Annotated in this window: 8 protein-coding genes; 6 read left to right on the plus strand and 2 right to left on the minus strand. The window is 67.8% G+C overall.

Going from position 1 to position 6,979, the window contains the following annotated elements; translation table 11 throughout:
* Positions 1-38 precede the first annotated feature (38 nt).
* Genes U5760_RS08655 through U5760_RS08665 form a run of 3 tightly spaced genes read left to right on the plus strand, consistent with a single transcriptional unit; the run spans position 39 to position 2,926 of the window.
* Positions 39-995 carry a complex I NDUFA9 subunit family protein gene (locus tag U5760_RS08655; RefSeq protein WP_322011037.1) on the plus strand — a complete coding sequence of 319 codons (957 nt, stop codon included), beginning with the start codon at positions 39-41 and terminating at the stop codon, positions 993-995.
* Positions 996-1,043: 48 nt separating this feature from the next.
* A complete protein-coding gene (locus tag U5760_RS08660; protein ID WP_322011039.1) occupies positions 1,044-1,691 on the plus strand; it encodes a glutathione S-transferase family protein in 648 nt (215 codons plus the stop codon).
* Entirely contained in the window at positions 1,688-2,926 is a 1,239-nt protein-coding gene (locus U5760_RS08665) for a multifunctional CCA addition/repair protein (RefSeq protein WP_322011041.1), read from the plus strand. The genes U5760_RS08660 and U5760_RS08665 overlap by 4 nt, the downstream gene beginning before the upstream one ends.
* 28 nt (positions 2,927-2,954) lie before the next feature.
* On the opposite strand, the gene U5760_RS08670 is transcribed toward U5760_RS08665, so the two are convergent.
* Together U5760_RS08670 and U5760_RS08675 are read right to left on the minus strand one after the other, a co-directional pair.
* Complete coding sequence (locus tag U5760_RS08670; protein WP_028227655.1) at positions 2,955-3,149, minus strand: DUF2905 domain-containing protein; 195 nt, start codon at positions 3,147-3,149, stop codon at positions 2,955-2,957.
* A 39-nt stretch (positions 3,150-3,188) separates the two neighbouring features.
* Complete coding sequence (locus tag U5760_RS08675; protein WP_322011043.1) at positions 3,189-4,391, minus strand: class I SAM-dependent methyltransferase; 1,203 nt, start codon at positions 4,389-4,391, stop codon at positions 3,189-3,191.
* A 13-nt stretch (positions 4,392-4,404) separates the two neighbouring features.
* On the opposite strand from U5760_RS08675, the gene U5760_RS08680 reads away from it, so the two are divergent.
* The 3 genes from U5760_RS08680 to ttcA all read left to right on the plus strand — a co-directional run bounded on the left by U5760_RS08680 (position 4,405) and on the right by ttcA (position 6,819).
* Positions 4,405-5,280, plus strand: a complete 876-nt coding sequence (locus U5760_RS08680) for an SDR family oxidoreductase (protein ID WP_322011044.1) — start codon at positions 4,405-4,407, stop codon at positions 5,278-5,280.
* A gap of 144 nt (positions 5,281-5,424) precedes the next feature.
* Complete coding sequence (locus U5760_RS08685) at positions 5,425-5,820, plus strand: dihydroneopterin aldolase (protein ID WP_322011045.1); 396 nt, start codon at positions 5,425-5,427, stop codon at positions 5,818-5,820.
* Between the two features lie 3 nt (positions 5,821-5,823).
* Positions 5,824-6,819: a tRNA 2-thiocytidine(32) synthetase TtcA gene (ttcA, locus tag U5760_RS08690; RefSeq protein ID WP_322011047.1), complete on the plus strand. Its 996-nt coding sequence runs from the start codon at positions 5,824-5,826 to the stop codon at positions 6,817-6,819.
* Positions 6,820-6,979 lie beyond the last annotated feature (160 nt).

The following is a 6,979-nucleotide window of genomic DNA, read 5'->3' on the forward strand; positions in this document are numbered from 1 at the left end:
GCCGCCTTTGCAAGAGGTCTGCACAAGGGAGGTCGGAGATGCGACATCAAACCATTGCCGTCATCGGCGGTTCGGGGTTCGTCGGCAGCCATCTCGTCAACGCGCTCGTCGAGGCGGGCAAGACCGTGCGCATCGCCACGCGGCGGCGCTACAGTGCCCGCCATCTCACCCTGCTGCCCGTCGACGTGATCGAAACCGACGTCTTCGATCCCGTTGCGCTCGCGGCCTTCGTCGAAGGCGCCGACGCAGTCATCAATCTCGTCGGCACGCTTCACGGCGGCCGCGGCGACCCCTACGGCCCTGGCTTCGCGAAGATCCACGTCGAACTGCCGACGAAGATCGTCGCGGCCTGCGAAGGCAAGGGCGTGCACCGGCTCGTCCACATCAGCGCGCTGGGCGCCGATCCGCGCGGGCCCAGCATGTATCTGCACTCGAAGGGCGACGGCGAGAAGGCCGTGCATGCGTCGGCTGCGCTCGCCACCACGATCTTCCGCCCTTCGGTGGTGTTCGGCCCCGACGACACCTTCCTCAACCGCTTCGCGCTGCTCGAAAAGCTCTTTCCCGTGATCCCGCTCGCCATGCCCGACGCGAAGTTCCAGCCCGTCTACGTGGGCGATATGTCGAAGGCGATCGTCAATGTGCTCGATCTCGACGCCGCGAGCGGGCACACTTACGAACTCGGCGGCCCGACCGTCTATACGCTCGAGCAACTGCTCATGTATTGCGGCGAAGTGCTGGGCCGCCACGCGCGCATCGTGCGGCTGCCCCGGGCCTTTGCGCGCATGCAGGCGCTTTCGTTCGAGCTGGCACCCGGCGAGCCCATGCTCACGCGCGACAATCTCGATTCGATGTCGGTCGACAACGTGCTTTCGGGGCCGCTCGCGCCGGAGCTCGGCATCGAGCCCGCGAGCATCGAAGCCATTGCGCCGCTGTACCTGGGCGACGCGTCGCAGCGTTCGCGGCTGAATCTCTTCCGCGCCAGCGCGGGACGTTAGCCTGTTCGTCAGCGGTTTTCTTCCACCCTCAATGATTTGATGCCAGTGATGAAACTCGTAATCGGAGACAAGAACTACTCGTCGTGGTCGATGCGGCCGTGGCTGCTGCTCACGCATTTCGGCATTCCGTTCGACGAAGTGCTGATCGAGCTCGACGAGCCCGGCACCAAGACCGCGATTCTCGAATACTCGTCCTCGGGCAAGGTGCCGTGTCTCGTCGCCGACGACGGCTTTGCCGTGTGGGATTCGCTCGCCATTGCCGAGACGCTCGCCGACCGCCATCCGCAGCACGCGCTCTGGCCGCGCGAGCCGAATGCGCGCGCCCGCGCGCGCAGCGTCAGCGCCGAAATGCATTCGGGCTTCGGCGCGCTGCGCAACGCGTTGCCGATGAATATCCGCCTGACGCGCCCGGGCGTCGGCAACACGCCGGACGTGCTGGCCGACGTCGCGCGCATCGACACGCTCTGGCGCGAGTGCCTTGCCGCAAGCGGCGGCCCGTTCCTGTTCGGCGAATTCGGCATTGCCGACGCGATGTACGCGCCGGTCGTGATGCGCTTCAACAGCTACGCGCCGAAGCTTTCGCCCGAAGCCGCCGCGTATGCCGGGCGCGTGACGGCGCTGCCGGCCGTGGCCGCGTGGATCGCGGCGGCGCGGCGCGAAACGCATATCGTGAAGGACGACGAACTCGCTCCATGAAGATCTATGTCGTAGGCGGAGCCATCCGCGACGAGATGCTCGGGCTCGCCGTACGCGACCGCGACTACGTGGTCGTGGGCGCGACGCCCGAGCAGATGGCGGCGCAGGGCTATCGTCCGGTGGGCAAGGATTTTCCGGTGTTCCTGCATCCGCAGACGAACGAGGAATACGCGCTCGCGCGCACCGAGCGCAAGACCGCGGCCGGCTATCACGGCTTCCAGTTTTTCTATGCGCCCGAGGTGACGCTCGAAGAGGATCTTGCACGCCGCGACCTCACGATCAACGCGATGGCGCGCGAAGTGCTGCCCGGCGACGTGATGAGCGGTCCGGTGGTCGATCCGTTCGACGGCGCGGGCGACCTGAAGGCGCGCGTGTTCCGCCACGTGAGCGAGGCGTTTCTCGAAGACCCCGTGCGCATCCTGCGCGTGGCGCGCTTCGCCGCGCGTTTCGCGGACTTCACCGTTGCGCCCGAAACGATGGCGCTGATGCGCCGCATGGTCGAAGCGGGCGAGGTCGATGCGCTCGTGCCCGAACGCGTGTGGCAGGAGGTGGCGCGCGGTCTCATGGAGGACAAGCCCTCGCGCATGTTCGACGTGCTGCGCGAGTGCGGCGCGCTGGCGCGCGTGCTGCCCGAAGTGGACAGCCTCTTCGGCGTGCCGCAGCGCGCGGACTATCACCCGGAAATCGATACCGGCGTGCACGTGATGATGGTGATCGACCACGCGGCGGCGCAGGGCTACGCGTTGCCGGTGCGCTTTGCCGCGCTCACGCACGATCTGGGCAAGGCGACCACGCCCGAGGACGTGTTGCCGCGCCATATCGGCCACGAAGGACGCAGCGTCGACCTGCTCAAGCCGCTGTGCGAGCGGCTACGCGTGCCCAACGAGTGCCGCGATCTGGCGATGCTCGTCGCGCGCGAGCACGGCAACGTGCACCGCGTGATGGACATGGGCGGGGCCGCGCTCGTGCGCATGCTGGAGCGCTGCGACGCGCTGCGCAAGCCCGCGCGTTTTGCCGAGGCGCTGCAGGCCTGCGAGGCGGACCTGCGTGGACGGCTGGGCTGGGAGCGGGCGCCGTATCCGCAGGCCGAACGGCTGCGCGTGGCGCTCGTGGCGGCGCGCGCGGTGGATGCGGGCGCGATCGCGCGCGACTGCGGCGGCGGGGCGGAGAAGATCAAGGAAGCGGTGCACCGCGCGCGCGTGAAGGCGGTGGAGGACGCACTCGCGGCGGAGTGAGTTTTTTATCTGAGGGCGGTGTGCGCCTTCAAAGCGCGCGCACGATCAACGAAAGCGCCATCGACAGCACGAGCGTCGACATGAACGGCAGCGGATACTCGCGACCGAACAGGCGCAGCGTGATGTCGCCGGGCAGCCGGCCGATCCCGAGCTTGCGCAGCCAGGGCTGGGCGCTCGACAGGATCGCGACGGCGATGAACGTGGTGAGGAACCAGCGGATCATGGCGTGGGCGGCCCGTTCAGTGTGTGCATGGCGGCGGGTTCAGAGCGTGTGGCTGCGGTCGCCGCGCGCGAACGCCGTGAGCGTTTCGCCGATGCCGCGCGAAAACGCTATCACCTTGAAGAGCTCGCCCATCTCCGATTCGGTCACGAGCTTCTGCACCGCGTTCGCCGCCGGCAGGAAACGCGCGACGTCGCGCGGATCGATTTCCGAAAGCACCTCGGTGATGCCGGCGTTCATCAGAAAGCGCGCCTGCGACGTGTAGCCGAGCAGGTCCGCGCCGGCTTCGACGCCCGCTTCGGCAATGCCCGTGAATTCGACGTGCGCCGTGATGTCCTGCAGGCCAGGCCAGACGAACGGGTCGCCGTGCGCGCGATGGCGGTAGTGGCACATGAGCGTGCCCTGCGCGCGCTGCGGGTGATAGAACTCGTGGCGCGGGAATCCATAGTCGACGAAGAACGCCGCGCCGCGTTCGAGCATCGTGCAGACGGTGCGCGTGAACGCGAGCGCCGCTTCGTGCGTCTCGGTCACGTAGTCCTCGCTGCCTTCGATGCCCGCGAGCACGCCCTCGGGCCAGTGTGTGTCGAGCGCGCTCAGGGCGGGGCGGTCGGAGAACGCGAACGCACCGGTTGCATCGACGCTCACGCCGCGCTCGTGCCACACGGCGTCTTTGCGCGCGAAGAGGCGCACCGGCATGGCGTCGAGCACTTCGTTGCCGATCACCACGCCTTCGAACCGGGCGGGCAGGGCGTCGAGCCATCTCACGCGAGGCGCGAGCCGGGGCGCCATGGTTTCGATGGTGTCGCGCTGGCGCTCGCGCAGCTCGCCGGACAGATCGACGATCGCGTACGAGTCGAATTCGGCGCCCAGCGCGTCGAGTGCGAGCAGAATCCCCGCCGCGAGCTTGCCCGTGCCCGCGCCGAACTCCATCAGCGCGCGGGTGCCGCTTGCCGCGAGCGCTTCGGCCAGCGCGCGCGCGAGCGTGGCGGCAAAGAGCGGCGACATTTCCGGCGCGGTCACGAAATCGCTGCCGTCGCTGGCGAGGAGGCCGAACTTGCGCGCGCCGCCGCCGTAGTAGCCGAGTCCCGGCGCGTAAAGCGCGCGCTCCATGTAGCGGTCGAACGGCAGCCAGCCGCCGGCCGCGGCGATCTCGGCGCGCAGCGTCGCGGCCAGCGCCTCGGACTGCGCGAGCGCGTTCGGCCCGGGAACAGGTAAACTATCGGGTTCGTGAGCTTTCGGATTCATCCCGGCATTGTAAATGAGCGCTACTTCCGGCATCCGCCCGGCTTCCGTCGTCACTGACGCCGCCCCTGCATCCGGCCCCGATTTTTCGGGCGCCCCTGCCGGCGCACGCGTGGTGCTGGTGACGGGCGGCGCGCGCCGGATCGGGCGCGAGCTGGCGCTGGGTTTCGCGGCGCGCGGCTGGGACGTGGCCGTGCATTTCGGCGATTCGCGCGCGGCAGCCGATGAAGTCGTTGCGCAGATCGAGGCGCTGGGCCGCCGCGCGGTGGCGCTGCATGCGGATCTGGCCGACGAGGCCCGGGTCGCGCAACTCGTGCCCGCCTGCACGGCGGCGCTCGGGCGCCCCGTGTGCGTGCTGAACAACGCGTCGCGCTTCGAGGAAGACACGGCGCGCGACTTCGGCCGGGACGTCGGTTACGGGAAGCTGCTGCATCTCATGGCGATCAACGTGGGCGCGCCGCTCGTGCTGGCGCGCGCGCTGTACGAGACGACGCCCGAGGCCGCCGCGACCGACGAGTCGTTGCGCACCTGTGTCATCAATGTGCTCGACCAGAAGCTGTACAACATGAATCCGGACTATCTCTCGTACACGCTGACGAAGGCCGCGCTCGCGAATGCCACCGTCGCGCTGGCCCAGGCGCTCGCGCCGAAGGTGCGCGTGGTGGGGCTCGCGCCCGGCCTCACGCTGCAGTCGGGCGACCAGACGCCGGAAGGTTTCGCCGCCGCGCACAGAATGACGCCGCTCGGCCATGCGTCGCGGCCCGCCGATCTCGTGGAGGCTGCGCTGTATCTGGCAAATGCGTCCGGCGTGACGGGCACGACGCTCGTGGTCGATGGCGGCCAGCACCTCGTGCCGCTGTCGCGCGACGTGATGTTTCTCACGGGCGCCTGAAGGCGCCGCGCGCCGCTGATCACGAAGGGGCGCAAGGAATACCGAATGACCCGCCGGGCGCCCCGCGTCCGCGCACGTGCCGATCAGGTTCGAAGCGGTTCTGAGCCGCCCGGACCGGCACGCTTTTTATCGACTGGAACGACTATGTCCACCGTCCTGCTGCACCCCCGGCTCGCCGATTGCCGCCGGCTCTTCTTGCGCAACTACGAAGTGAACATCAACATCGGCGTGCACGACTTCGAAAAACGCGGCGAACAGCGCGTGGTGATCAACGTCGATCTCTACGTGCCGCTCGCGCAGACCACGCCTCGCGAAGACAAGCTGCGCGAAGTGGTCGATTACGACTACATGCGCGCGACCGTGGCCGCCCGCGTGGGTCAGGGCCATATCCATCTGCAGGAAACGCTGTGCGACGACCTCGCGACGGCCCTGCTCGCGCACCCGCTCGTGCGCGCGGTGCGCCTCTCGACCGAGAAGCCCGACGTTTATCCGGACTGCGACGCGGTGGGCGTCGAGGTCTTTCGCATCAAAGAGGACTGATTCATGAACGCCCCCGAAACGCTGCCCGTCGAGGATCGCGCCTCGCAGGATGCCGCCCAGGACGACGAAAGCGCCGGTCGCCGCGTGCTCACGCGCCGCGAGCAGAAGGAAGCCTACGAGAACAACAAGCTCTTCAAGCGCATCGTGCGTCAGGTCGGCCAGGCGATCGGCGACTACAACATGATCGAGGAAGGCGACAAGGTGATGGTGTGCCTCTCGGGTGGCAAGGACAGCTACGCGATGCTCGACATCCTCATGCGCCTGCGCGAGCGCGCACCGATCGACTTCGAGATCGTGGCGGTGAACCTGGACCAGAAGCAGCCGGGCTTTCCCGAGCACGTGCTGCCCGAGTACCTCGACAAGATCGGCGTGCCGTATCACATCGAGAATCAGGACACCTACAGCATCGTCAAGCGCCTCGTGCCCGAGGGCAAGACCACCTGCTCGCTGTGCTCGCGTCTGCGCCGCGGCATCCTGTACCGCGTGGCGGGCGAACTGGGGGCGACCAAGATCGCGCTCGGCCACCATCGCGACGACATCCTGCAGACGCTGCTGCTGAACCTGTTCTACGGCGGCAAGCTCAAGGGCATGCCGCCCAAGCTCCAGTCCGACGACGGCAAGAACATCGTGATCCGCCCGCTCGCTTACGTGAAGGAGACGGATCTGGAGAAGTACGCGGAGCTGCGCGAATTCCCGATCATTCCGTGCAATCTCTGCGGCAGCCAGCCGAACCTCAAGCGCGCGGAGATGAAGGCGCTGATCCGCGAATGGGACAAGCGCTTCCCGGGCCGCGTGGAGAATATGTTCAACGCGCTCGGCAACGTCGTGCCCTCGCACCTGATGGACGCCACGCTGTTCGGCTTCAAGGGCCTGCGCGCGACGGGCGAAGCGGACCCGCAGGGCGATATCGCCTTCGACGAGGAACCGTGCTCGACCGACACGCCTTCGGCCCTGGCCGAAGGCACGCCGATTTCGTTTGCGAAATTCGACGATCTTTAAAGCGGGACCGTCGCCGGATTGTGAGGTTTTAGCGGGGTTCCGACCCCGCCCGGCGACGCACACCCGCGGGCCCTCCGGATGGCCCGCAAAGCCTTGACGGACAAGGCAGAATGCGCACGGCGAAGACGGTTGCGCAGAGTGCTGCATGCTAAAATCGGCA

This window comes from Paraburkholderia sp. J12 (assembly GCF_905220215.1).
In the GTDB taxonomy this organism is placed as follows: Bacteria; Pseudomonadota; Gammaproteobacteria; order Burkholderiales; family Burkholderiaceae; genus Paraburkholderia.

Coding starts and splice junctions, on each gene's coding strand:
- U5760_RS08655 (WP_322011037.1), top strand. CDS start 39: ATGCGACATCAAACCATTGCCGTCATCGGCGGTTCGGGGTTCGTCGGC.
- U5760_RS08660 (WP_322011039.1), top strand. CDS start 1,044: ATGAAACTCGTAATCGGAGACAAGAACTACTCGTCGTGGTCGATGCGG.
- U5760_RS08665 (WP_322011041.1), top strand. CDS start 1,688: ATGAAGATCTATGTCGTAGGCGGAGCCATCCGCGACGAGATGCTCGGG.
- U5760_RS08670 (WP_028227655.1), bottom strand. CDS start 3,149: ATGATCCGCTGGTTCCTCACCACGTTCATCGCCGTCGCGATCCTGTCG.
- U5760_RS08675 (WP_322011043.1), bottom strand. CDS start 4,391: ATGAATCCGAAAGCTCACGAACCCGATAGTTTACCTGTTCCCGGGCCG.
- U5760_RS08680 (WP_322011044.1), top strand. CDS start 4,405: ATGAGCGCTACTTCCGGCATCCGCCCGGCTTCCGTCGTCACTGACGCC.
- U5760_RS08685 (WP_322011045.1), top strand. CDS start 5,425: ATGTCCACCGTCCTGCTGCACCCCCGGCTCGCCGATTGCCGCCGGCTC.
- ttcA (WP_322011047.1), top strand. CDS start 5,824: ATGAACGCCCCCGAAACGCTGCCCGTCGAGGATCGCGCCTCGCAGGAT.